This is a genomic window from Ewingella americana (genome assembly GCF_006438725.1).
Lineage (GTDB): Bacteria > Pseudomonadota > Gammaproteobacteria > Enterobacterales > Enterobacteriaceae > Ewingella > Ewingella americana_A.
In genome coordinates this window covers 84,630-106,794 of sequence record NZ_RCZD01000004.1, presented here as the reverse complement: position 1 = coordinate 106,794, position 22,165 = coordinate 84,630, and the positions used below count along the sequence as shown (strand labels likewise).

The following is a 22,165-nucleotide window of genomic DNA, read 5'->3' as shown; positions in this document are numbered from 1 at the left end:
GCCCGTATGTTCATGGAGATTGACCGCCATGCTCTTTCGTAAAGAGGTTAATGAGCATCAACAAAGCCACTGGGCGGGAAAGGCATTGCTGTTGGCGGGCTGGCCAATGTGGATCCTGATTTCACTGACCGTACTCTTTATGGTGGCCTTGCTGACTTTTCTGATTTCCGCCAATTACACGCGGCGCATTAACGTCAGCGGAGAAGTCATCACCCAACCGCACAGTATCAACCTCTTCAGCCCCGAACAGGGGGTGATCACCGGGCTGTTTGTCGCTACGGATAAGCTGGTCAAAAAGGGCCAGCCGCTGTATCAGATTGACGTCAGCCGTGTCACGCAGGCCGGGAATGTCAGCACCACTACGCTGGCTGCGATCAAAAAGCAGCGTGAGCACATCGATACCATCATTTCGCAGTTGCAGAACAATAAACGCGCCACGCTGGAGAATTTACAGCAGCAGTTGGAGCAGTACGAGAAAGCGCATCAGGTGTCACAGAGCATGGTGGATTCAGCGCAGGAAGGGCTGAATGCGATGAAAAAAAGTATGCAAAATTACGGCGCTTATCAGAAGAAAGGGCTGATTAATACCGACCAGTTGAACAATCAGCGCTATCTTTTCTATCAACAGCAAACCTCTTTCCAGGGCCTCAACACCCAGTCGATTCAGGAGTCCCTGCAGATAACCAATCTGCGCAGCGAGCTGGTGACCAAAGCCGCTGATTTTGATAATCAGATTTCACAATATGGCTATCAGCGAAACGATCTGGAGCGTCAGTTGGCGCAGGCCGATGCCAAAGGTTCACTGCTGATCACCGCGCCGACCGACGGCAAAATCTCTTCTCTGAGCGTAACGCCGGGCCAGATGGTCAATGCAGGAGACAGCCTGGCGCAGTTGGTGCCTGCCAAAAACTCCCCCTTCTTCTTAGTTGCCTGGCTTCCCAACGAAAGCCTGCCTTATGTCAAACCGGGTGAGCATATCAATATCCGTTATGAGGCCTACCCTTTTGAAAAGTATGGGCAGTTCCCCGGAAAAGTAGACTCAATTTCGTCAGCGCCAGTGTCGGAGCAGGAGCTGAATTCCTATTCCAGCGCACCGCGTGATGCCAATGGAAAGGTCAGCGGCCCTTATTACAAAGTGATGGTGTCGTTGGAAAAAAACCAACTCAACTGGCATGGCGAGGCACTGACGTTATCCAGTGGGATGAAGGTGGAATCGACCCTGTTCCTGGAAAAACGTCCACTCTATCAATGGATGTTGTCACCGTATTACAGCATGAAGAAAAGCGTGGTGGGGCCAATTAATGAATCTCGATAACGTACGCGAGCTGGCGGACCGCCTGCATTTCGGCTTTCGCCATAAAGTCCCACAAATCATTCAGACCGAAGCGGCTGAGTGCGGTTTAGCCTGTCTGGCCATGATCTGCGGGTATCACGGTAAGCATGTGGATTTGCAGAGTTTGCGCCAGCGTTATGGTATTTCATCCCGTGGAGCGACGTTGCGCACGCTGATGGATATCGGTAATGCCAACGAGCTTAAATCCCGTGCGCTGAAGCTGGACATTGATGAGCTAAACGCGCTGAAAACCCCCTGTATTTTGCACTGGGACCTCAACCATTTCGTGGTGTTGGTGGCCGTTAAACAGGGCAAAGTGATCATTCATGATCCGGCCTTTGGCCGTCGCTCACTGGGTCTTCGCGAAGTTTCTGAGCATTTCACCGGGGTTGCGCTGGAACTGTGGCCGGACAGTGGTTTTACCTGTGAAAAACCACGGGTGCGGCTGAATCTGCGCAACCTGATGGGCAACGTCAGTGGCCTGATACCTGCGCTGACCAAAATTTTCTGTCTGTCGCTGATGATCGAGTCGGTCAACTTGCTGTTGCCGGTCGGTATGCAGTTGGTGATGGACCATGTTATCCCGGCCAAAGATCCCGATCTGCTGACGCTCATCTGCCTCGGTTTGTTGTTCTTCATTCTCTTTCGCACCGGCGTCAGTATGCTGCGCGCCTGGACGTCGCTGGTAATGAGTACGCTTATCGACGTGCAGTGGAAAGCGCGGTTGTTTGATCATCTGCTCAAATTACCTCTCGACTACTTCGAGAAGCGTAAGCTGGGGGATATTCAGTCGCGCTTTACCTCCCTCGATACCCTGCGCACCACGCTGACCACTAACGTGGTCAACAGTATTATCGACGGAATAATGTCCATTGGCCTGATCGTGATGATGGTGCTGTACGGCGGCTGGCTGATTTGGGTGATCCTGGGTTTTACGGCGGTGTGTGTTATTTTTCGCCTCTCCACCTATAACGCTTACCGGCAGGTATCCGAAGAGCAGATTGTAAAGGGCGCGCGCGCGGGTTCTCATTTTATGGAGACGCTGTATGGCATTAGCACGCTTAAAGCCTTGGGGCTGTCGAAAGCACGGGCCAATTTCTGGCTGAATATGAATATTGATAACGCCAATGCCACGGTACGCAAGACGAAGTTCGAGATGATGTTTACCGGAGGCAACACGCTGATCGCGACTCTCGATCAAGTGGCGTTGTTGTGGCTGGGTGCGACGCAGGTGATTGATGGCCATATGACGTTGGGGATGTTCGTGGCGTTCAATACTTATCGCGGGCAGTTTTCCGAGCGCGCAGCCAACCTGCTCAATATGGTGCTGCAACTGCGCATGCTGTCGCTACATCGGGACCGCATCGCTGATATTGCACTGACTGACACCGAACAGAGCTTGCCGGAACGGGCGTTGTTACGTCCCGGTGAAGCCGCGTCGCTGGACGTGCGTGATCTGGTTTTCCAGTATGACAGCGTGTCAGCGCCACTGATTAACGGCCTCAATTTGTCCGTGGCTGCCGGTGAGAGCGTGGCGATTGTCGGGCCGTCAGGGCAGGGTAAAACCACGCTGATGAAAATCATGACGGGTTTGCTCTCGCCAACCAGCGGACGGATTTTGTTCAACAGCATGGATATCACCACCGCCGGGTTGAATAACTATCGCAGTTGCATTGCCTGCGTGTTGCAGGATGACACGCTGTTTGCTGGTTCTATCGCGGAAAATATTGCCAGTTTCGACGAACAGAAAGATGAGGCACGCATTATCGATTGCGCGACGCGCTGCAATATTCATGATGATATTGAGAAGATGCCGATGGGTTATGAAACGCTAATCAGTGAACTGGGCGGCAGCTTGTCCGGCGGCCAGAAGCAGCGGTTACTCATCGCCCGTGCGCTGTATCGCCGTCCGGCCATTTTGTTCCTCGACGAAGCGACCAGCCATTTGGATCTTGATAATGAAGCCAGAATCAATCAGGCCATCAGCGAGCTGGATATTACGCGAATATTTATCGCTCACCGGCCATCGACCATAGAGTCAGCGGACAGGGTGATAAAATTAGGCTAGTAGATATGAGTATTTTTGAGGGTTTTGTTTTTGGAAGGTAAGGCTGACGTATTTGAGATGGTGGTGGGGGAAGGATGACTCGGCCTTTGGCCTCGCCCTGCGGGTCGTTGCTGCGCAACGCTGTCTCGCTTCGCTCGGCTCAAACCTTCGAGTCGAAGGTTCTCTATCCTTCCCAGCGTGCATTTGTATGTTTGATTTGTGTTTTATTGGAAGGTAAGGCTGACGTATTTGAGATGGTGGTGGGGGAAGGATGACTCGGCCTTTGGCCTCGCCCTGCGGGTCGTTGCTGCGCAACGTTGTCTCGCTTCGCTCGGCTCAAACCTTCGAGTCGAAGGTTCTCTATCCTTCCCAGCGTGCATTTGTATGTTTGATTTGTGTTTTATTGGAAGGTAAAGCTGACGTATTTGAGATGGTGGTGGGGGAAGGATGACTCGGCCTTTGGCCTCGCCCTGCGGGTCGTTGCTGCGCAACGTTGTCTCGCTTCGCTCGGCTCAAACCTTCGAGTCGAAGGTTCTCTATCCTTCCCAGCGTGTATTTGTATGTTTGATTTGTGTTTTATTGGAAGGTAAGGCTGACGTATTTGAGATGGTGGTGGGGGAAGGATTCGAACCTTCGAAGTCGATGACGGCAGATTTACAGTCTGCTCCCTTTGGCCGCTCGGGAACCCCACCACGAAATTCGTGGATTTCGAATTGTGTACTACATACTGCATTGACTTCGTTCACGGCATCGGCTGTTGCGGTGAACGGGGCGCATAATACCAAATGAAACGAGCCTGTAAAGTGCTGAAACTGATAATAATGTTCATTTGATGTTTTTTTGCCCGTGGCGGTGCTTCTCTGTACAAAAACACCGCCGGGCAGCGGATCACAAAATAACGGTGCGATTTCCGTAAACGAAGACGCGCTGGGCCAGAACGCGGTAAAGCGCGCGGCTAAGAACGTTTTTCTCCACATCACGGCCTGCACGCATCATGTCTTCTGCGGTATAGGTGTGATCGACGTTAATGACGTCCTGCATGATGATCGGGCCTTCATCCAGACTGTCATTCACATAGTGCGCCGTTGCGCCGATTATTTTTACACCGCGTTCGTAGGCCTGATGATAAGGACGTGCGCCGATAAATGCCGGAAGGAACGAGTGATGAATGTTGATCACCTGATGAGGATAGTGCTGCACAAAACCCGGGGTCAGTACGCGCATGTATTTCGCTAACACCACATAGTCGGGCTGATACAGGTCGATTTGTTCAATCATGGCGCTGTCATGCTGTTCGCGTGTCAGGCCTTCATGGCTGACCAGATGGAACGGAATATCAAAGCGTTCGACCAGGGTCTGCAAGGTGTCGTGATTGCCGATGACTGCCGCAATTTCCACATCCAAACCGCCGTAGGTGGCTTTCATCAGCAAATCACCCAGGCAGTGCGCTTCTTTCGTCACCAGAATGACAATGCGGCGGCGGCCAGTGCTGTGCAGTTCACGCACGGAGCCTTTTGGTAACGCACTGTCGAGATCGGCGAGGAGAGTGTTGTCGTTGAAAATGCCTTCAAGTTCGGTGCGCATAAAAAAACGCCCGGTGCGGTGGTCAACGAATTCGTTGTTCTGCACGATGTTCAGTTCGTGCTTGTAGCAAATATTGGTGATCTTAGCGATCAGGCCTTTTGCATCCGGGCAGATGGTGCGTAAAACCTTAGTTTGTACATTTTGTTGCGGCATGGCGGTGAGGATCCTGTCCTGGACGTCGTGATTCTGGATGTCGTAATGATAATGCAGCAGATCGGCTGGGCAGCGTTAGCGACCGCAACATTTCTTATATTTTTTGCCGGAACCGCACGGGCAGGTGTCGTTTCTGCCGGGCTGCGGTTTGACTCCGTCGATATAATACCAGCGTTCATTCACACGAAGAAAGCGCGAACGTTCATGAACCAGATGCACCGCGTCGGTACCTTGCTCCTGAAAGCGTGCGGCAAATTCGACAAAACCTTCGTCAATGTTTGGGACTTCTTGCCGGGTGATCACGTTCAGGCCCAGCCAGTGCGTGTTGGCAAAGCCTTCTTCAAGACTTTCACGCCAGCGTGCGGGCTGGCAATCGGGATGCCAGGTTTCAATCAGGTAATCGGCATTTTTCATCACGTAAGCACTGTAGCGCGAACGCATCAGGGCTGACGGAGTTGGTGCAGAAAGTGCGTTTAACAGAAAAGGTTGGCAACACTTTTCAAACGCTGCACCGCTACCACAGGGGCAAGGATGTGACAAAGTAACTCCTGGATGGGCAAGAACTGCGCAGGGTGCGCTATTGAATGCATGATGGCGTTATGTTACCTAACAACCTTGCCGGGTGACAACGCACTTGCACGGTCAATCAAAACCCAACGGTCGGGAGTCACCAAAAATGGAAGCAAATACGGGCACGGGCAGGCAATTTAAGATCGGGCTGGCGCTTGGCGCGGGTGCTGCTAAAGGCTGGGCTCACATTGGTGTGATCAACGCACTGAAAGAGATGGGCATTCAGATTGATGTGGTTGCTGGCTGTTCAGTTGGCGCACTGGTCGGGGCGGCACACGTCAGCGGGCGTCTGCCTGCGATGGAAGGCTGGGTACGATCGTTCAGTTACTGGGATGTGCTGCGCCTGATGGATTTTTCATGGCGTCGCGGAGGATTACTGCGCGGGGAGCGAGTGTTTAATGCCGTTGCTCAGTTGATTCGGGTGAATGACTTCGAGCAGTGCCATTGTAAGTTTGGTACCGTGGCGACCAATCTCAGTACTGGGCGGGAATTATGGCTGACGAAAGGGGATTTACATCAGGCCATTCGCGCCTCATGCAGTATGCCTGGCCTGCTGGCGCCCGTGTGGCACAACGGTTACTGGCTGGTGGATGGCGCGGTCGTCAATCCGGTGCCGGTATCACTGACGCGCGCGCTTGGTGCCGATATCGTCATCGCCGTGGACCTGCAGCATGATGCTCACCTGATGCATCAGGACCTGCTTTCAGCCCCCGTTACGCTGGATAGCCTGCATAATGAAAAAGCGTTGGGATGGCGGGACAAAATTCGTCAACGCCTCTCGCGGCCAACGGCGCGGCGCCCGGATGTCAGTCCGACCGCCATGGAAATCATGTCTACATCGATCCAGGTTCTGGAAAATCGTCTGAAGCGAAACCGTATGGCCGGGGATCCGCCGGATGTCGTGATACAACCTTTTTGCCCGCAAATTTCCATGCTGGATTTTCACCGCGCAGAAGAAGCCATTGAAGCTGGAAGAGTGGCCGTCGAGAAACAAAGAGAGCAATTACTCCCTTTGATAAAAAACAAACATTTCTGAGTCAGTTAAAAAGGCATTGAAGGAATCTGACAATTCTGTCAGGCAAAATCAGCCTTTATGAGCCACTATTAAGAGAAGAATAACTGGGAGACCCCGATGGATAAGCCACTTACAAGCAAGCATATTCTGATCGTCGAAGACGAAGCCGTTTTCCGGTCGGTGCTAGCTGGGTACGTGAGTTCATTGGGTGCAACCTTCACCGAAGCCGTTAATGGTCTGGAAGCATTAGCGCTGGTGGAAGATTATCCGCCAGACCTGATTTTATGCGATCTGGCCATGCCTGAAATGGGCGGCATCGAGTTCGTTGAGAACTTACGCCTTCAGGGAATCAAAACGCCCGTATTGGTTATCTCGGCGACTGATAAAATGACCGATGTGGCAACCATGCTGCGGTTGGGCGTTGAGGATGTTCTGCTCAAACCTATCACTGATCTCCAGCGCCTGCGCGATGCGCTGCTGGCGAGTTTGTTCCCTAAATTGTTCACTTCTCAGGCATTGCAAAAAAGCGACCTTATGCAGGATTGGGAAGCACTCTGTCGCAACCCCCGCGAGGCCTCCAGACTGCTACAAGAGTTGCAGCCGCCGGTACAGCAGACGCTGGCCCATTGCCGGATAAATTATCGGCAACTGACGATGGCTGAAAATGCCGGGCTGGTGTTGGATATCGCCGCGCTCTCTTCCAAGGATCTCGGTTTCTACTGCCTGGATGTGACCCGTGCTAAAGAGAGCGGCGTATTGGCCGCGTTATTACTTCGTGCGATTTTCAACGCGTTGCTGCGCGATCACCTGAGTGACCAGCATCAGCGTTTACCACAGATGTCGACGCTGCTTAAACAAGTCAATCAGCTGTTCAAACAGGCTCGTCTGGAAGGACAGTTTCCGCTGTTGCTGGGTTATTACAACGCGGAACAGAAAAATTTGATTTTGGTTAGTGCCGGTTTGCATGCCAATGTGAATACCGGCACTAACCAAATTCAGTTGAGCAACGGTGTACCGCTGGGTACAACGGGTTCCACTTTCTCTAACCAGATAAGTCAGCGTTGCGAGGCTTTTCAGTGCCAGGTATGGGGTGCCGGAGGACGGTTACGTCTGATGCTTTCCAGCGACAACACACTTTTTTAAATCAATATTCAACCATTTAGCTGATTGCTGCTTTTTATTTCAATTAACACTCCGTGATTGAACTTTTCTGTTTTTATCCATTCTGACCTTTTACGTTTGATACAAACTATGTCATTGAAGGCGCGCCTCTGAGCGAAACTGTTATACTGCGCCACAGGAATTATAATGGGCGTTTTATATCCCTTCTTAAAAATCACATGTTAGGAATTCTCTGATGAAAGTAACGGTTTTTGGAATCGGTTATGTTGGGCTGGTGCAGGCTGCGGTATTAGCGGAAGTGGGACACGAAGTATTGTGTATTGATGTCGACGCTAAGAAAGTCGAAAACCTGAAAAATGGTCAAATCCCTATTTTTGAACCGGGTCTGGCCCCGTTAGTCAAAGAAAACTATGAATCTGGCCGTTTGCGTTTTAGCACCAATGCCCAGGATGGGGTGGCGCATGCTGAGATTCAGTTTATCGCTGTCGGAACCCCCCCGGACGAAGACGGCTCAGCTGATCTCCAGTACGTCACTGCCGTGGCGCGTACCATCGCGCAGTATATGACTGAACCTAAAGTTGTCATTGATAAGTCAACTGTCCCCGTCGGGACAGCGGATAAAGTCCGTGAAGTTATGACCGAAGCCCTCAAACAGCGTGGCTGCGATATTAGCTTTAATGTCATCTCTAACCCTGAGTTTCTAAAAGAAGGTGCTGCGGTCGCAGACTGTATGCGTCCAGAACGCATTGTTATTGGTACAGATAACCCGAATGCTATCGATCCGGTCCGTGAATTATACGAACCTTTCAACCGTAACCACGATCGCATGATCCTGATGGACATCCGCAGCGCTGAATTAACTAAATATGCAGCTAACTGCATGCTGGCGACCAAAATCAGCTTTATGAATGAAATGGCCAATCTGGCTGAGTTACTGGGGGCGGATATTGAAAAAGTGCGTCAGGGCATAGGTTCTGATTCCCGTATTGGCTATCACTTTATTTACCCTGGCTGCGGTTATGGCGGTTCCTGTTTCCCAAAAGATGTTCAGGCGCTTATTCGTACGGCGGAGCAAATTGGTTACCAACCGAAACTGTTACAAGCTGTTGAACAGGTTAATTATCAGCAGAAGTATAAATTGCCGGAGTTTATTCATCGCCACTTCGGGCAAAATCTGCAAGGGAAGACATTCGCTTTATGGGGGCTTTCATTTAAACCGAATACCGATGACATGCGTGAAGCATCGAGCCGCGTGTTAATGGAGCAGTTGTGGGCTGCGGGTGCAAAAATTAAAGCCTATGACCCTGAAGCGATGAATGAAGCCCAGCGTATTTACGGGTATCGGGATGATTTGGAATTAATGGGTACAAAAGAAGCGGCGCTACATGGTGCCGACGCGTTGATTATTTGTACCGAATGGCAAAATTTCCGCGCACCTGACTTTGACGTGATCAAAGCAACGCTGAAAAATCCGGTTATTTTTGATGGACGCAATTTGTTTGACCCAGAGCGTTTGATTAAACGTGGTTTTACTTACTATGCCATCGGCCGTGGCGCATCTGTTAATCCAGTTCTGTAAGGGGAGCTCATGAAGTTTTTAGTCACAGGAGCCGCTGGCTTTATTGGATGCTTTGTAGCGAAACAGCTGCTTGATGCGGGTCATCAGGTGACGGGCATTGATAATCTCAATGATTATTATGACGTCAACCTTAAATTGACACGCTTGACGTTGCTGGAAAATAAACCGGGATTTACGTTTATCAAATTGGATCTTGCCGATCGCAGCGGTATGGCAGAACTCTTTACTTCGCAGCAGTTTGACCGGGTAATTCATTTAGCGGCACAGGCAGGGGTTCGTTATTCTCTCGAAAACCCTTTAGCCTATGCGGATTCGAACCTGATTGGATTTGTGAACATTCTGGAAGGTTGTCGCCATAATAAAGTGGGGCATCTTCTTTATGCATCCTCGAGTTCCGTTTATGGTCTGAACAAAAAACAGCCTTTCTCTGCAGAGGACTCGGTTGACCATCCTATTTCTTTGTATGCTGCCACTAAAAAAGCCAACGAGCTGATGGCCCACAGCTATTCACATCTTTATGGACTACCCACTACCGGATTGCGCTTCTTTACTGTCTACGGGCCTCTGGGACGCCCTGATATGGCGTTGTTTAAGTTTACCAAGGCTATTCTTGCCGGTAACAGCATTGATGTTTATAACCACGGTGAAATGCGCCGTGATTTTACCTACATTGATGATATTGCCGAAGCCGTGGTGCGTTTACAGGACGTCGTTCCGGTTGCCAATAAAGACTGGACCGTAGAGCAAGGCTCGCCCGCCAGTAGCTCGGCACCCTATGTGGTATACAATATCGGCAATAGCGATCCCATTAGTCTGATGACCTATATTCAGGCGCTGGAAAAGGCGTTGGGCGTGGAAGCGCGTAAAAACATGCTACCGATACAGCCTGGTGATGTACTCGATACCAGCGCGGATACGGAGCCGCTCTTTAAAGCTATAGGCTTCAGGCCTGAAACGCCGGTAGAGCAAGGAGTACAGAACTTCGTTAATTGGTATCGTGATTTCTACCAGCAGTAAATAGGGCGAGTTTACAAGAATCAGGGTTGCTTCGGCAGCCCTTTTTTATTCGCACTATTTATCCTAATAGATTGGCATTTCGTGCCCGACAGATAGCTGATGGATAATTCAACAACTGATAATAGAAACTCATCAATATGCGGTAAAGGGTGCCTTAGGGTCGGCTTTAGAACGAAAAAAAACCCACCGGATAAGGGTGGGCTTTGTCAGACGTATTAAGCTGAAGCAGTAATAAATTATTACAGCAGGAAATCATCCAGCTTTTTACCCTGTTCTTCGATGGCTTTCTTGATCACTGCTGGAGTACGACCCTGGCCAGTCCAGGTTTTGTTTTCGCCGTTCTCATCAATGTATTTGTATTTAGCAGGACGTGCAGCACGTTTTGCTTTACCGGTTGCTTTAGTTGCAGCCATAGTTTGCAGCAATTCGTTAGGATCAATGCCATCAGCAATCAGCATTTCACGGTATTGTTGCAGTTTACGAGTGCGTTCTTCGATCTCAACAGCAGCCTGAGAATCTTCTTCACGGCGTTCGTTAACTACAACTTCTAATTTCTCAAGCATCTCTTCCAGAGTTTCCAGAGTACATTCTCTTGCTTGTGCGCGCAGAGTACGGATGTTGTTCAGAATCTTTAATGCTTCGCTCATTATACTAGTCTCGAATTATATTGGTGGGGGGCGTTGAGCTAATAATAGATTGCTCTTTAGCGTTCTGCAATAGCCAATTTGTTTTGTTGACGGGATTTTACCATTTATAACCGTAATTGTATTGCCTGATAAAAATATAATCGCCTTAAACAGCCCTATTTATCTGGTGTCTATAACCTAAATTTCAATATGTGTACTCTCTTTTTTTTGTGAACTTCCTCCGGGAATTTTATAAGTCAGATGCGTAGTGTAACGAAATTATAAGGCTTCAAGTGTCATCAATGGGGTGCCAAAAATGTAAGGATATCGCTAGTATCCGCTTACCTATAAGTGCCATTAGGGTCGGGTATTGGGCGACTGCGGTGGATTGGCCGGCATATCGATTAAGCGCCAGTGAATAAGCGACCTCCATTTTTTCTGTTTATTTAGTGTCAGATTCACCCGCCTTAGTAAGCGAACAGAGTAGAAAAATTAATATACTTTAAACTTATTCCTAATATTCGATTGTAAATAACTGTGACGTTTACCTGGGTAGGAAATGGTTGTTTTTGCCTGATTTTGTAGCACGCACACAACCCAATGTTAGTGTGCCGTGAGCTTATGATACAATTGATAACACAGCATTTAACCCCTCAATATACCTTTGGAGTTGCCGTTTTATGGCTCAACTTTATTTCTACTATTCAGCGATGAACGCCGGAAAATCGACTTCTTTGCTACAGTCTTCATATAACTATCAAGAGCGAGGAATGCGCACTTTGGTATTAACCGCTGAATTTGACCATCGTTTTGGTGTGGGTAAAGTCAGTTCGCGAATTGGCCTTTCTTCGCAGGCACAACTGTATAATAAGGACAGCGAACTCTTCACTATGATTGCGCAGGAGCACCGTGAACAGACGGTACATTGTGTGCTCATAGATGAAAGCCAGTTCCTCACTAAGGCGCAGGTGGCACAACTGACGGACGTTGTCGATGAATTGGATGTCCCGGTGCTGTGTTATGGGTTACGTACTGACTTTCGAGGGGAGTTATTTGAAGGCAGCGAATATTTACTGGCCTGGGCTGACAAATTGGTTGAGCTTAAAACTATCTGTCATTGTGGGCGTAAAGCTAATCGGGTGTTACGGCTGGATGAACAGGGTGAACCGTTGCATGATGGCGCGCAGGTGGTGATAGGTGGCAATGAGAGCTACGTCTCTGTCTGCCGTAAGCATTTCAAAGAGGCGATGTCAGCGTCCGGTAGCGATGCCCCTGAATCGGCGTGAAAGACCAACGCGAGTGGACCGCAGAATTGAATCACAAACCACGACCAATAAAAAACCCGCCGAAGCGGGTTTTTTGTTTTAGCCAGTTAGCTAATTATTTCTTGGCAGACTTTTTTTCCACTTTTACAGCGGGAGCAGTCTCAACCACATCCGTTTCTTCTTCACTGAATTTACGACCGTAGAAAGTATCCAGCAGAATCTGTTTCAATTCAGCAATCAGCGGGTAACGCGGGTTAGCACCGGTACACTGGTCATCGAACGCATCTTCAGACAGTTTGTCCACTTTCGCCAGGAAGTCAGCTTCCTGAACACCAGCTTCACGAATTGAAGCCGGGATGCCCAGTTCTGCTTTGATTTCATCCAACCAGGTCAACAGTTTTTCAATTTTCTGTGCAGTACGGTCACCAGGTGCGCTCAGACCTAAGTGGTCAGCGACTTCTGCATAACGACGACGCGCTTGTGGGCGGTCATACTGACTGAAAGCAGTCTGTTTGGTTGGGTTGTCATTCGCGTTGTAACGAATAACGTTGGAAATCAACATGGCGTTAGCTAAGCCGTGTGGGATATGGAACTCTGAACCCAATTTATGGGCCATAGAGTGACAAACACCCAGGAAGGCGTTGGCAAAAGCGATACCCGCGATGGTTGCCGCATTGTGAACACGTTCACGAGCAACCGGGTTTTTCGCGCCATCTTTATAACTTGCTGGCAGGAATTCTTTCAGCAGTTTAAGCGCCTGCAGAGCCTGGCCATCTGAATATTCGTTAGCTAACACTGAAACATAAGCTTCAAGTGCGTGAGTGACGGCATCCAAACCACCAAAAGCACAAAGTGATTTAGGCATGTTCATCACCAGGTTGGCATCGACAATTGCCATATCCGGGGTTAACGCATAGTCAGCCAGTGGATATTTTTGACCTGTTGCATCATCAGTCACAACCGCAAATGGTGTAACTTCTGAACCAGTACCGGAAGTGGTGGTAACCGCGATCATTTTCGCTTTTACGCCCATTTTCGGGAATTTGTAGATACGTTTACGGATATCCATAAAGCGCAACGCCAAATCTTCGAACTGTGTGTTTGGATGTTCGTACAGAACCCACATGATTTTTGCGGCGTCCATCGGTGAACCACCACCCAGCGCGATGATAACGTCTGGTTTGAAGGAGTTCATCTGTTCAGCACCTTTACGCACGATGCTCAGTGTTGGGTCCGCTTCCACTTCGAAGAACACTTCAGTTTCGATCCCGTGGCCTTTCAGCACGCTGGTGATCTGGTCAGCATAACCGGCATTGAACAGGAAACGGTCAGTTACGATGAAGGCACGTTTAGCACCGTCAGTCGCGACTTCTTCCAGAGCGATAGGCAATGAGCCACGACGGAAGTAGATTGATTTCGGAAGTTTATGCCACAACATGTTTTCTGCTCGCTTCGCTACAGTTTTCTTGTTGATCAAATGTTTAGGACCGACGTTTTCAGAGATGGAGTTACCACCCCATGAACCGCAACCTAAAGTCAATGATGGAGCAAGTTTGAAGTTGTAGAGGTCGCCGATACCACCCTGAGACGCTGGAGTGTTAATCAGAATACGTGCGGTTTTCATTTTGTCGCCAAAATAGTTCACACGTTCTGGTTGGTTGTCCTGGTCGGTATACAAGCAAGAGGTGTGGCCGATACCACCCATTTCTACCAATTTCTCTGCTTTTTCTACCGCGTCTTCAAAGTTCTTAGCACGGTACATTGCGAGGGTAGGGGACAGTTTTTCATGAGCGAAAGGTTCAGACTCATCAACATTCTTCACTTCACCAATCAATACTTTAGTGTGTGATGGAACCTTGATCCCTGCCATTTCAGCAATTTTAGCGGCTGGCTGGCCAACGATAGCTGCATTCAGGCCACCGTTTTTCAGGATGATATCCTGAACAGCTTTTAGCTCTTTGCCTTGCAGCATGTAGCCGCCGTGTGAAGAGAAACGTTCACGAACAGCGTCATACACAGAATCAACAACGATAATTGACTGTTCTGAAGCACAGATCACGCCGTTATCGAAGGTTTTGGACATAAGGATAGAAGCAACAACGCGCTTGATGTCGGCTGTTTCATCCACAACGACTGGAGTGTTACCTGCACCTACACCGATGGCGGGTTTACCAGAGCTGTATGCTGCTTTAACCATACCTGGACCACCGGTTGCCAGAATCAGGTTCACATCTGGGTGGTGCATCAGTTGGTTAGACAGTTCTACACTTGGTTCGTCGATCCAGCCGATAATATCTTTCGGCGCACCTGCTGCAATCGCTGCTTGCAGAACAATGTCTGCCGCTTTGTTGGTGGCGTTTTTAGCACGTGGGTGTGGAGAGAAGATAATACCGTTACGGGTTTTCAAGCTAATCAACGCTTTGAAAATCGCGGTAGAAGTCGGGTTAGTCGTCGGGACGATGCCGCAAATGATGCCGATAGGTTCAGCGATAGTGATGGTACCGAAGGTGTCATCCTGAGAGAGGATACCGCAGGTTTTTTCGTCTTTGTAGGCGTTATAGATGTATTCGGAAGCGAAGTGGTTTTTAATCACTTTATCTTCAACGATACCCATACCGGACTCTTCAACGGCCAATTTCGCAAGCAGGATACGAGCATCTGCGGCAGCCAGAGCGGCAGCGCTGAAGATTTTATCTACTTGTTCTTGGGTGAAGTTAGCATATTCGCGCTGGGCTTTTTTGACTCGTGCTACGAGTGCGTTCAATTCAGCGACATTTGTTACAGCCATAATGCTCTCCTGATAAAGTTAAACTCTTTTAGTAAATAATCCGCCAGAAACTAGTATAGCTGTGCTACCACACACTGTGAGAAACAAATTATTACCATTGTTCTCAGTATGTTGTCTCTGTCTCTTTATTTGCTGAAACAGCTTTCAATGGAAAAGAACATCCTGTAAGTAGATAAATTGTTAAAAAATCCTGTGAATATAGTTTTGTCCTCTTTGCCCTACTCACTGACCATGCGCAAAGCTTACCTACTAATGGCTAGATGATTTTTGATCTGGATCACAAAAGACCGTGGCTGACTCCTTTCAGCTTTAGGTTGGTGAGAGTAATTCTCATTGTGACTAATGTGCTTCACAATCATAACGGAATTAGTACGATGTAAGTTGATAATTTTTAACATTAGTGTTTAACACTGCTTTTTATTGTATATCTGGTGATAAATACTGAGAAACGGCGTGGCGTAAAAATGGCAATTCCAGTACATTAGCGCCCAATCTTGACCATCCTTTACTGGCATATTGTGCGGAGTTCTGCGTGAGCCAATCACTGTTAGATTTTTCAGGCTATATCAAATTTTTCGTGGGACTTTTTGCCCTGGTCAACCCGGTAGGTATTTTGCCGGTGTTTATCAGCATGACCAGCTATCAGGCGGCGGCAGGCAGAAACAAAACCAACATGACGGCCAACCTTTCGGTTGCCATTATATTGTGGACTGCCCTGTTTCTGGGTGATGCTATCTTGCATATTTTTGGCATCTCCATCGATTCGTTCCGTATCGCTGGCGGTATTCTGGTCGTGAGCATTGCCATGTCGATGATCAGCGGCAAACTGGGTGAGGACAAACAGAATAAGCAAGAGAAGTCAGAAACCGCAATTCGCGAAAATGTCGGCGTGGTGCCACTTGCTCTTCCTCTAATGGCCGGGCCGGGTGCGATCAGTTCGACCATTGTATGGAGTTCGCGTTTTAGTGGCTGGCAAAATTTGCTGGGTTTGACGGTCGCGATTGCCTTCTTTGCCTTCTGCTGCTGGCTACTGTTCCGTGCTGCGCCACTCCTGGTGCGTCTGCTGGGTCAAACCGGAATCAATGTCATCACTCGTATTATGGGGCTTCTGTTAATGTCGCTGGGTATTGAGTTCATCGTGACCGGTATTAAAGCTATTTTCCCCGGTCTACTTTAACGTCTTTCTTCCTCCTCTTCTCGGGCTCGCACTTATCATTTAGGAAATGGGGGAATACCACGTGGCGAGAATTATTAACGCCACTAATAATCGAACGCATTAATATAGTGCAACTAATGTTTTATTAGTGACCACTTGCACTTAAATGTGGCGCAAACTCACTTCCTGAACCTATTTATAACTCAAACTGTTATTTCCCCCGGTTTACCGCAGCAAATATTCCCTTTATTGACACTTTTACTGCCCGTTTCGATGTTAAATTAATCACATCATTCTGTAGGGCTTGTGCAGGATGTATCGAGATGTTATTAGTGTTTACCTCGCTACAAATAGCTGTTTATTCTTAAAAGGCACTGAATGTTGACTTATTATGTTAGCGGATTTTTTGGACAGTAGAGTCCAAGGCATAACAGCTTTTTTGTGCATTTTTTCTTTAATAAACATAATGTTAACTCGATTTTTTCTGATGTTGTCAAAAATGGTTCAAATCGTTTGATAACAGAGAAAGGAGAAATGCTTAACATTTTAGCAAAATTTATTGGCGCAGTTAGCAGGCTTCTGATAATTTTCGGGACGTCTTCACAAATGGAAAGTTGTTTCGGTTTAATACTGAAGTGAGATCGGATCTCGCTAAGAGAATAAGCACTTTCATTTGTTTTTGGAGCGTATCGTGGTCGAACCTGTGCATGTAAAGACAATCATACATTCTTTATGTTTCAGCATCTCCCAACGGGTGTGTTTGGCACCTTTCATGCATAACGTTGCGGCGGCCAGCAATCCTGCGAATCAGTTTTCACTGTCTCTATTTTCTCAAGCTACTCAATTATGCGACGAGCACAGTGCTATCTGAATCTGGAAAGTTAAGACAAATAAAGCATTAGCCTGCTGTGTTCTAAAAAGGTATTACGTCCTCTGTTGCAACATTTTGGACACGGCAAGTGAAGGGAGGAGGTCTTCCTTAAAATGATCTCTGAAATTGAAAGGCGATTAACAGTCTCAAATTTCATCAGTTAGCAGAAGGTAGTAGGGGATAGCCAGCTTCCTCGCTTGGCTAAATCATCTGGTTTTTCTCCAGGGCAATTCGTTCCTGCCCGTGATCAACCAAAAACCCAGCAAGGGTTTATCTTGCTCCATAGTGCGCAAGTTCATAATAAAAACTGGAGTTGAATGACAATGACCAACATCACAAAAAAAACGATCCTCGCCGCCTGCATCATGGCTGCAATGGGTGTAGCTACTGCAGGCAGTGCATTCGCTGCTGACGTTCCCGCCGGTGTAAAACTGGCTGATAAACAAGAACTGGTACGTAATAACGGCTCTGAAGTCCAGTCGTTAGATCCACATAAAGTGGAAGGTGTTCCAGAATCCAACGTGATCCGTGACCTGCTTGAAGGTCTGGTAAATACATCGAATGCCGATGGCCACGTGATCCCTGGCGTTGCTGAAACCTGGGAAAATAAAGACTTTAAAGTCTGGACTTTCCACCTGCGTAAAGACGCTAAATGGTCAAATGGTGACCCCGTTACCGCCGAAGATTTCGTTTACAGCTGGCAGCGCCTGGCTGATCCTAAAACTGCCTCTCCTTATGAAAGCTACCTGCAATATGGTCACATCGTGAATATCGATGACATCATTTCTGGTAAAAAAAGTCCTGATACGTTAGGTGTGAAAGCCATCGATGACCATACTCTGGAAGTCACCCTGAGCGAACCCGTACCTTACTTCGTTAAAATGCTGTCCCACACAGCCATGAAGCCGGTCAACAAAAAAATCGTTGAGAAATTTGGCGACAAGTGGACCCAACCAGAGAACTACGTCAGCAACGGCGCTTACAAGCTGAAAGCCTGGACCGTCAACGAAAAAATCGTTCTGGAACGTAACCCTGAGTACTGGGATAACGCCAAAACTGTGATCAATCAGGTCACTTACCTGCCAATCTCTTCAGAAGTGACAGACGTTAACCGCTACCGCAGCGGTGAAATCGACATGACCTATAACAACATGCCGATCGAACTGTTCCAAAAACTAAAGAAAGATATCCCAACAGAAGTTCATGTTGACCCGTATCTGTGTACTTATTACTACGAAATCAATAACCAGAAAGCCCCGTTCACTGATGAGCGCGTTCGTACCGCACTGAAACTGGGTCTGGATCGCGATATTATCGTTGATAAAGTTAAAGCGCAGGGTGACCTGCCAGCTTACGGTTACACCCCACCTTATACTGATGGCGCTAAACTGACGCCACCGGCCTGGTTCAAAGAAACTCAAGATCAACGTAACGCACAAGCGAAGAAATTGCTGGCTGAAGCCGGTTATACCGATGCTAAACCGTTAACTTTCAGCCTGCTTTACAACACGTCAGATCTGCATAAGAAACTGGCTATTGCTGCTGCAGCGATCTGGAAGAAAAATCTGGGCGTGAACGTTAAACTGGAAAACCAGGAGTGGAAAACTTTCCTGGATAGCCGTCATCAGGGCAACTTCGACGTTGCACGTGCTGGCTGGTGTTCCGACTACAACGAACCTTCTTCATTCCTCAATACCATGCTCTCTAACAGCAGCAACAACACCGCTCACTATAAGAGCGCTGACTTTGACAAAGCGATTGCTGATACGCTGAATGCGAAGACTGATGACGAGCGCGCAGCGCTTTATCAGAAAGCTGAAACCCAGCTTGATAAAGATTCTGCCATCGTGCCTGTCTATTACTACGTGAATGCCCGTCTGGTGAAACCTTACGTCGGCGGCTACACCGGTAAAGATCCACAGGACAACGTCTACGTTAAAGATCTGTACATTATCAAACATTAATCGCCGAAAGAGCAGGGCATCCCCGAGCTGTCCTGCTGGTTGTTTGATCAAGGTAACGTTCTTGGTACTGACTTAGTCAGTGCTAAAGCAAAGAGCCACCGCCCCGGTAATATCGTTGTGATTACCGGGGCGATCAAGCCAAAACTATCAAGCTGTAGTGCAGGCTTAGAAACAGGTACGGGCAATGTTAAAGTTTATTTTACGCCGCTGTCTGGAAGCGATTCCGACGCTATTCATCCTGATCACCATCTCGTTTTTTATGATGCGTCTCGCGCCGGGAAGCCCATTTACGGGTGAGCGTAATCTTCCGCCAGAAGTTATGGCAAACATTGAGGCCAAATATCACCTCAATGACCCCATCTATAAACAGTACTTCAATTATTTAGGACAACTGGCAACAGGCGATTTCGGCCCGTCGTTCAAATATAAGGACTACACCGTTAATAATCTGGTTGCGGCCTCGTTCCCGGTTTCTGCGAAACTCGGACTGGCGGCATTCATTATGGCGATTGTCTTTGGTGTGACTGCCGGTGTTATCGCCGCGCTTAATCAGAACACCAAATGGGACTACACGGTAATGGGGGTAGCCATGACCGGTGTCGTTATCCCGAGCTTCGTGGTGGCGCCGCTTCTGGTGCTCATATTCTCCATTACGCTGAAATGGTTACCGGGCGGCGGTTGGAACGGCGGTGGGGTGAAGTATATGATCCTGCCGATGGTGGCCCTGTCACTGGCTTATATTGCCAGTATCGCGCGTATCACCCGCGGTTCGATGATTGAGATCCTGCACTCTAACTTTATCCGCACTGCGCGCGCGAAAGGTTTACCGCTGCACCGCATCATTTTGCGCCACGCGCTGAAACCTGCTCTGCTGCCGGTACTCTCCTATATGGGACCTGCATTTGTCGGCATTATTACCGGCTCAATGGTTATCGAAAGCATCTTCGGATTGCCGGGTATTGGCCAGCTGTTTGTTAACGGGGCGTTGAACCGTGACTACTCTCTGGTACTGAGCCTGACGATTCTGGTAGGCGCGCTGACCATTCTGTTCAACGCGATCGTCGATGTGCTTTACGCCGTGATCGATCCGAAAATCCGTTATTAATGCTGGAGCTTGTCAATGATGCTAAGTAAGAAAAAAAGCGACGCTCTGGAAGACTTCAGCGAAAAGCTGGAAGTTGAAGGCCGCAGTTTATGGCAGGATGCACGTCGCCGCTTTATGGGTAACCGCGCTGCTGTTACCAGTTTAGTCGTCCTCGCGTTCATCGCCCTGTTCGTGACTTTCGCGCCAATACTGTCGCAATTTGCCTATGCGGACACCGACTGGAACATGATGTCGGCCGCACCTGATTTTGCCTCCCATCACTACTTCGGTACCGACTCCTCTGGACGTGATCTGCTGGTGCGTGTTGCTATTGGTGGTCGTATCTCTCTGATGGTCGGCGTCGCTGCGGCGTTTGTGGCGGTGATCCTCGGTACCTTGTACGGGTCTCTGTCCGGTTATCTGGGCGGAAAGATCGATTCCGCGATGATGCGTTTACTCGAGATCCTCAATTCTTTCCCGTTCATGTTCTTTGTTATCCTGCTGGTCACCTTCTTCGGGCAGAATATTTTGCTGATTTTTGTGGCGATTGGCATGGTGTCCTGGTTGGACATGGCGCGTATCGTTCGCGGCCAGACCCTTAGCCTGAAACGTAAAGAGTTTATTGAAGCGGCCTTAGTGAGTGGGGTCTCAACACGTAATATCGTGTTGCGTCATATTGTGCCAAACGTGCTCGGTGTGGTGGTGGTATACGCTTCCCTGTTGGTACCCAGCATGATCCTGTTTGAATCCTTCCTCAGCTTCCTCGGGCTGGGTACGCAAGAGCCGTTAAGCAGTTGGGGCGCGTTATTAAGTGACGGCGCCAACTCAATGGAAGTTTCACCGTGGTTACTGCTGTTCCCAGCAGGCTTCCTGGTTGTGACTCTGTTTTGTTTCAACTTTATCGGCGATGGCTTGCGTGATGCCCTCGACCCGAAAGATCGTTAAGGAGTGCGACCATGAGCACCATTGAACATTCCACTTTTGCTGCCCCTGCGGCTGTTGACGGCCAGATACCACCAATCCTGCTTGACGTTAAAGATCTGCGCGTGACTTTTGAAACGCCGGACGGTGATGTTACCGCCGTTAATGATCTCAACTTTGACCTGCGCGCGGGTGAAACACTGGGTATCGTCGGTGAGTCCGGCTCCGGTAAATCGCAAACCGCCTTTGCCCTGATGGGGCTGCTGGCCAGCAATGGCCGCATTGGGGGCTCAGCTAAATTCAACGGACGTGAAATTCTTAACCTGCCGCCAAAACAGCTGAACAAACTGCGTGCCGAGCAGATTTCGATGATTTTCCAGGACCCAATGACCTCGCTTAACCCTTACATGCGTGTGGGCGAGCAGTTGATGGAAGTACTGATGCTGCATAAGCACATGAGTAAAAGAGAGGCTTTTGACGAGTCCGTGCGGATGCTGGACGCGGTAAAAATGCCAGAAGCACGTAAACGTATGAAGATGTTTCCGCACGAATTCTCAGGCGGCATGCGTCAGCGTGTGATGATTGCGATGGCATTGCTGTGCCGCCCTAAATTACTGATTGCTGATGAACCGACCACCGCGCTGGACGTCACCGTGCAGGCGCAGATCATGACGTTGCTCAATGAGCTGAAAGCGGAATTTAACACCGCCATCATTATGATCACGCACGACCTTGGGGTTGTAGCCGGAATTTGTGACAAAGTACTGGTGATGTATGCCGGACGTACCATGGAATACGGTCAGGCCCGCGATGTGTTTTATGACCCGTGCCATCCCTATTCTATTGGCCTGCTCAATGCCGTTCCCCGCCTGGATGCCGAAGGCGGCATGATGACCACCATTGCAGGTAACCCGCCAAACTTGCTGCGTTTACCGAAAGGCTGTCCTTTCCAGCCACGCTGCCAGTACGCGATGGAAATCTGTAATACCGCGCCTCCGCTGGAGCGCTTCGGTGAAGGTCGTTTACGTGCCTGCTTTAAGCCGGTCGAGGAGTTGGTATGACAGATCATA

The 22,165-nt window shown here is 48.9% G+C and carries 16 protein-coding genes, 1 tRNA gene and 3 other RNA genes; 12 read left to right on the top strand and 8 right to left on the bottom strand.

What is annotated here, in order from left to right:
• Positions 1–28: 28 nt before the first annotated feature.
• Positions 29–1,315: an HlyD family secretion protein gene (locus EAH77_RS08475; RefSeq protein WP_140471668.1), complete on the top strand. Its 1,287-nt coding sequence runs from the start codon at positions 29–31 to the stop codon at positions 1,313–1,315.
• Positions 1,302–3,401 (top strand): peptidase domain-containing ABC transporter, encoded by a 2,100-nt coding sequence (locus tag EAH77_RS08470; RefSeq protein ID WP_140471666.1) that lies wholly within the window; start codon positions 1,302–1,304, stop codon positions 3,399–3,401. The genes EAH77_RS08475 and EAH77_RS08470 overlap by 14 nt, the downstream gene beginning before the upstream one ends.
• A gap of 58 nt (positions 3,402–3,459) precedes the next feature.
• Here the strand turns inward: EAH77_RS08470 and EAH77_RS08465 are convergent.
• From EAH77_RS08465 to EAH77_RS08440, 6 genes are all read right to left on the bottom strand, one after another.
• Positions 3,460–3,589: non-coding RNA, RtT sRNA (locus EAH77_RS08465), on the bottom strand.
• Positions 3,590–3,635: 46 nt separating this feature from the next.
• Positions 3,636–3,765, bottom strand: a non-coding RNA gene (locus tag EAH77_RS08460) — RtT sRNA.
• Positions 3,766–3,811: 46 nt separating this feature from the next.
• Positions 3,812–3,941, bottom strand: a non-coding RNA gene (locus EAH77_RS08455) — RtT sRNA.
• Positions 3,942–3,987: 46 nt separating this feature from the next.
• Positions 3,988–4,072 (bottom strand) — tRNA-Tyr (locus EAH77_RS08450).
• A 196-nt stretch (positions 4,073–4,268) separates the two neighbouring features.
• Entirely contained in the window at positions 4,269–5,117 is an 849-nt protein-coding gene (gene purU, locus EAH77_RS08445) for a formyltetrahydrofolate deformylase (RefSeq protein ID WP_140471664.1), read from the bottom strand.
• A gap of 75 nt (positions 5,118–5,192) precedes the next feature.
• Complete coding sequence (locus EAH77_RS08440) at positions 5,193–5,657, bottom strand: YchJ family protein (RefSeq protein ID WP_140471662.1); 465 nt, start codon at positions 5,655–5,657, stop codon at positions 5,193–5,195.
• 136 nt (positions 5,658–5,793) lie between these two features.
• On the opposite strand from EAH77_RS08440, the gene rssA reads away from it, so the two are divergent.
• From rssA to EAH77_RS08420, 4 genes are all read left to right on the top strand, one after another.
• Positions 5,794–6,723: a patatin-like phospholipase RssA gene (gene rssA, locus EAH77_RS08435; RefSeq protein ID WP_140471660.1), complete on the top strand. Its 930-nt coding sequence runs from the start codon at positions 5,794–5,796 to the stop codon at positions 6,721–6,723.
• A 96-nt stretch (positions 6,724–6,819) separates the two neighbouring features.
• Positions 6,820–7,845 (top strand): two-component system response regulator RssB, encoded by a 1,026-nt coding sequence (rssB, locus tag EAH77_RS08430; protein ID WP_140471658.1) that lies wholly within the window; start codon positions 6,820–6,822, stop codon positions 7,843–7,845.
• A gap of 214 nt (positions 7,846–8,059) precedes the next feature.
• Complete coding sequence (locus tag EAH77_RS08425; protein WP_140471656.1) at positions 8,060–9,403, top strand: UDP-glucose dehydrogenase family protein; 1,344 nt, start codon at positions 8,060–8,062, stop codon at positions 9,401–9,403.
• Between the two features lie 9 nt (positions 9,404–9,412).
• Entirely contained in the window at positions 9,413–10,420 is a 1,008-nt protein-coding gene (locus tag EAH77_RS08420; RefSeq protein WP_140471654.1) for an NAD-dependent epimerase, read from the top strand.
• A gap of 239 nt (positions 10,421–10,659) precedes the next feature.
• Here EAH77_RS08420 and hns read toward each other — a convergent pair whose 3' ends face one another.
• Entirely contained in the window at positions 10,660–11,067 is a 408-nt protein-coding gene (gene hns / locus EAH77_RS08415) for a histone-like nucleoid-structuring protein H-NS (protein WP_140471652.1), read from the bottom strand.
• Between the two features lie 659 nt (positions 11,068–11,726).
• Between hns and EAH77_RS08410 the strand changes: the two genes are divergently transcribed.
• Complete coding sequence (locus EAH77_RS08410) at positions 11,727–12,332, top strand: thymidine kinase (RefSeq protein WP_140471650.1); 606 nt, start codon at positions 11,727–11,729, stop codon at positions 12,330–12,332.
• A 94-nt stretch (positions 12,333–12,426) separates the two neighbouring features.
• Here the strand turns inward: EAH77_RS08410 and adhE are convergent, their stop codons facing one another.
• Positions 12,427–15,099 (bottom strand): bifunctional acetaldehyde-CoA/alcohol dehydrogenase, encoded by a 2,673-nt coding sequence (gene adhE, locus EAH77_RS08405; protein ID WP_140471648.1) that lies wholly within the window; start codon positions 15,097–15,099, stop codon positions 12,427–12,429.
• A gap of 532 nt (positions 15,100–15,631) precedes the next feature.
• Here adhE and EAH77_RS08400 point away from each other — a divergent pair.
• The 5 genes from EAH77_RS08400 to EAH77_RS08380 all read left to right on the top strand — a co-directional run bounded on the left by EAH77_RS08400 (position 15,632) and on the right by EAH77_RS08380 (position 22,156).
• The gene (locus EAH77_RS08400; RefSeq protein ID WP_140471646.1) at positions 15,632–16,276 is read left to right on the top strand and encodes a YchE family NAAT transporter; all 645 of its coding nucleotides are present in this window, start codon (positions 15,632–15,634) and stop codon (positions 16,274–16,276) included.
• Between the two features lie 1,173 nt (positions 16,277–17,449).
• Complete coding sequence (oppA, locus tag EAH77_RS08395; RefSeq protein WP_140471644.1) at positions 17,450–19,090, top strand: oligopeptide ABC transporter substrate-binding protein OppA; 1,641 nt, start codon at positions 17,450–17,452, stop codon at positions 19,088–19,090.
• 184 nt (positions 19,091–19,274) lie between these two features.
• On the top strand, positions 19,275–20,195 hold the full coding sequence (gene oppB / locus EAH77_RS08390; RefSeq protein ID WP_140471642.1) for an oligopeptide ABC transporter permease OppB: 921 nt from the start codon (positions 19,275–19,277) through the stop codon (positions 20,193–20,195).
• Between the two features lie 15 nt (positions 20,196–20,210).
• The gene (gene oppC, locus EAH77_RS08385; protein WP_140471640.1) at positions 20,211–21,119 is read left to right on the top strand and encodes an oligopeptide ABC transporter permease OppC; all 909 of its coding nucleotides are present in this window, start codon (positions 20,211–20,213) and stop codon (positions 21,117–21,119) included.
• An 11-nt stretch (positions 21,120–21,130) separates the two neighbouring features.
• A complete protein-coding gene (locus EAH77_RS08380; RefSeq protein WP_140471638.1) occupies positions 21,131–22,156 on the top strand; it encodes an ABC transporter ATP-binding protein in 1,026 nt (341 codons plus the stop codon).
• Positions 22,157–22,165 lie beyond the last annotated feature (9 nt).

Bases quoted from the DNA above. Each gene is read 5' to 3' on its own strand.
- oppB (WP_140471642.1), top strand. From the start codon at position 19,275: ATGTTAAAGTTTATTTTACGCCGCTGTCTGGAAGCGATTCCGACGCTA.
- oppC (WP_140471640.1), top strand. From the start codon at position 20,211: ATGATGCTAAGTAAGAAAAAAAGCGACGCTCTGGAAGACTTCAGCGAA.
- rssA (WP_140471660.1), top strand. From the start codon at position 5,794: ATGGAAGCAAATACGGGCACGGGCAGGCAATTTAAGATCGGGCTGGCG.
- adhE (WP_140471648.1), bottom strand. From the start codon at position 15,099: ATGGCTGTAACAAATGTCGCTGAATTGAACGCACTCGTAGCACGAGTC.
- EAH77_RS08425 (WP_140471656.1), top strand. From the start codon at position 8,060: ATGAAAGTAACGGTTTTTGGAATCGGTTATGTTGGGCTGGTGCAGGCT.
- EAH77_RS08475 (WP_140471668.1), top strand. From the start codon at position 29: ATGCTCTTTCGTAAAGAGGTTAATGAGCATCAACAAAGCCACTGGGCG.
- rssB (WP_140471658.1), top strand. From the start codon at position 6,820: ATGGATAAGCCACTTACAAGCAAGCATATTCTGATCGTCGAAGACGAA.
- EAH77_RS08410 (WP_140471650.1), top strand. From the start codon at position 11,727: ATGGCTCAACTTTATTTCTACTATTCAGCGATGAACGCCGGAAAATCG.
- oppA (WP_140471644.1), top strand. From the start codon at position 17,450: ATGACCAACATCACAAAAAAAACGATCCTCGCCGCCTGCATCATGGCT.
- purU (WP_140471664.1), bottom strand. From the start codon at position 5,117: ATGCCGCAACAAAATGTACAAACTAAGGTTTTACGCACCATCTGCCCG.
- EAH77_RS08380 (WP_140471638.1), top strand. From the start codon at position 21,131: ATGAGCACCATTGAACATTCCACTTTTGCTGCCCCTGCGGCTGTTGAC.
- hns (WP_140471652.1), bottom strand. From the start codon at position 11,067: ATGAGCGAAGCATTAAAGATTCTGAACAACATCCGTACTCTGCGCGCA.
- EAH77_RS08470 (WP_140471666.1), top strand. From the start codon at position 1,302: ATGAATCTCGATAACGTACGCGAGCTGGCGGACCGCCTGCATTTCGGC.
- EAH77_RS08420 (WP_140471654.1), top strand. From the start codon at position 9,413: ATGAAGTTTTTAGTCACAGGAGCCGCTGGCTTTATTGGATGCTTTGTA.